Raw genomic sequence first — 2,524 nt, 5'->3', positions numbered from 1 at the left:
CCTATGTCGCCACCTCCTTCAAAAACGATGGTTCCGACTACCTAGTGCGGAAAATTGAATATCAAGGGATTTCTAATGTGGTGAGTGCAGCGAGCATTGTCGGTGATTCAATTACTGACTTTCGTTCAGCTAGTGCGATCGACAACAACAAAGTTAGCAATGTCAGGCAAGAGGGGATTCGCTTGCAAGGTGGCCATACCGATATTGAGAACAACGATATCACCAACGCTAATATTGGTGGTGGTCTCAACAGAGGTGGTATCCCGTTACAGGATTCCAGCTTGCTTGGTGGTTCAGGGCCGACAACAGTGGATATAAGCAATTTCATCACCAACTCTTTCAATGGGGTGGCGATCGCTAATCCTAGTGTGACAGTCAAGCCCGCGCAGAACGGGTTACCTTCACCTACAGGACTGATTGGGGGTGGCACTGACCCGAATCTTATTGCTGGGGTAGGTGCTAGTTTCGTGGCCTTCAACCCATTTGCTACTTCGGTCTGATAGAACCATTTCAAGGTCGTACTCTTAGACGCTACGCCGGTTATTCGAGTACGACCTTGAACCCTTATAGATTGAAGGAAGTAGACTGCAATTGGCTATTAAGTGGGGGTTTTTGAGATTGTCGGTTTGTGGTAATTATTGTTGGTAAAACCCGATCGTAAAATTATTGATTGGATATTATTGTTTTTTTGCCTTTACCTACTTAATCCTTAATTTGTTGATAAGCTTTCTGACACTGTTCAAAGGTTGAGGCGCCAGCTTCCCTCTTCTCAAAATATAGTTGCTGGTATATTGCGCTCACAGTTTAGTAAGGCGCGGGCTGGGGTAATTGCTGGATTAATTGCAAATATTCTGCCTCAGTGCGACTTGGTTTATAAACCATGGTTTTCGCATCATTTAACCGCTGCAAAACCGCCATGGAAAGACAGCGACAAGCTGGGAGGTTTTTCCCTTTTTACGGCAACTTTTTCGCTCGCAATAACCACGCTGCTACCGACAAATCTTTAATTTTTTTTCGCACTTCCACCAGTTGTTTAATTCCTCTGTTTCAAATTATGAATATAAAAACGTCACCATTGCCAAATTTGCCAACTCGCCCACACTGCGAGCAATGCTAAGATTAACCAAAAAGTGGCTTTAGCGATCGACTGTTAATTTGTACGCTCAGCAGTTGGTTGCAAACAATGCTAAGACTAAATCAAATAATTTAACCAGTCTGACAAAAGTTCAACAGGATGTCGATCGAGCTTTGGATCAGGTAGCTCTGCCTTTTGGAGCAATAATGTTCAGATAAGAATAATCGGATTTCCTTTCACAAGTCTGGAACTCTCATAAATGCGTGAAATGAAATTCGTCTTAAAGCGCTAACGGAACCGTATTGCCTTTTGGATGGAGCGAACATAACAGCTTAGAACGTGATAGGCAGGGGAATTTATTGCGATCGGCTTTGATTGCAAAATTGTTTGGTTGGATATTGAGCGACGTAGCTATTTCTATGGGGGCTGCTTTTTGGTTTGAGGCGCTCAACAATATTATTAATATTCGCAATGCAGGAAAAAAACCGCCATCTTCCACAGAATCTTGAGCGGTGCAGTTGGGAGGCAAATCAACTAACTTTCATACCCTTTTAGATTTTAAATTTTAGATTTTAGAATTCCGAATGACTAATGGCTATTGAGGTTTGAAGCACCGGCCTAGATTTGGATTCTTTTTTGAAAGTGGTAGCACCACTAGGATATCGGATAGATCGGTAATTGCGCGTTTGCCAAAAGTAAGGGAAAACACGCATATAATAAATTCCGTGCGATTGCGGATGACAGTGCTGCATAAATAGGGCAAACTGATAGATAGGTTAAATAAGAATGAGCGAAATAAACACGATTGCTAGCAATTTTAGAAGCTCTGAATCCAATGCTGTATCTACCACTAAACTCACTTTTGGAGGACGCAATAGGTTGACTTCTTTAAGGGAAACGACTCGCGCCTCGGAATACGCAAATTCCCTATACCAAAGCTTTGTCTTCAAAGACTCCTGCATCAAGGAATGTGAATATTTTGTTTCCATAAATTTGGCGGGGAATCTGACTGTATCGAGAAAATTACCTCGGCACTTCAAAAATATGCCTCTATTCTTACAATACTCCGGACAGTTTTTGGAACGAGACTACAAGCTTACGCGGGGCAAGGATCATAAATAAAGTCCAATTAAATGCAACGAGCGGGGTGGAGCTGACATTGATTTAATTATCCACAGTGGCTCAAAGTCCTACAGAATAAGCCATTGGGCTATATAAAAACTGTCCGGACTATTGTTCTTAGAGAGATTGATAAAGTTCGCCTAACTTCTGACTGTCGCTCGAACCAACTGCAATTAGGCTCTGTTATCCTCCGTTAAGATTAGCTCGAGCCATACAAAAGTCCATTGCCAAAATAGCATATTTATCACATACGCTTGATAAGATAACTCCGGGGTGTATCTACTAATAATGCCCTTAATGGAGTCTCCAATATGAGTTCTACATTCG

General features: G+C 42.0%; 2 protein-coding genes. Both read left to right on the top strand.

Annotated features, from left to right (window positions below):
* Positions 1-500, top strand: a 500-nt coding sequence (locus QUA42_RS27465; protein WP_333141828.1) for a hypothetical protein, incomplete at its 5' end; no start/stop codon positions are given.
* Between the two features lie 877 nt (positions 501-1,377).
* A complete protein-coding gene (locus tag QUA42_RS27460; protein WP_333141826.1) occupies positions 1,378-1,584 on the top strand; it encodes a hypothetical protein in 207 nt (68 codons plus the stop codon).
* Positions 1,585-2,524: the final 940 nt, after the last annotated feature.

Origin of the sequence: Microcoleus sp. Pol11C2 (assembly GCF_036701505.1) — a bacterium.
GTDB lineage: Bacteria > Cyanobacteriota > Cyanobacteriia > Cyanobacteriales > Microcoleaceae > Microcoleus.
This window is presented reverse-complemented; position numbering and strand designations above follow the sequence as displayed.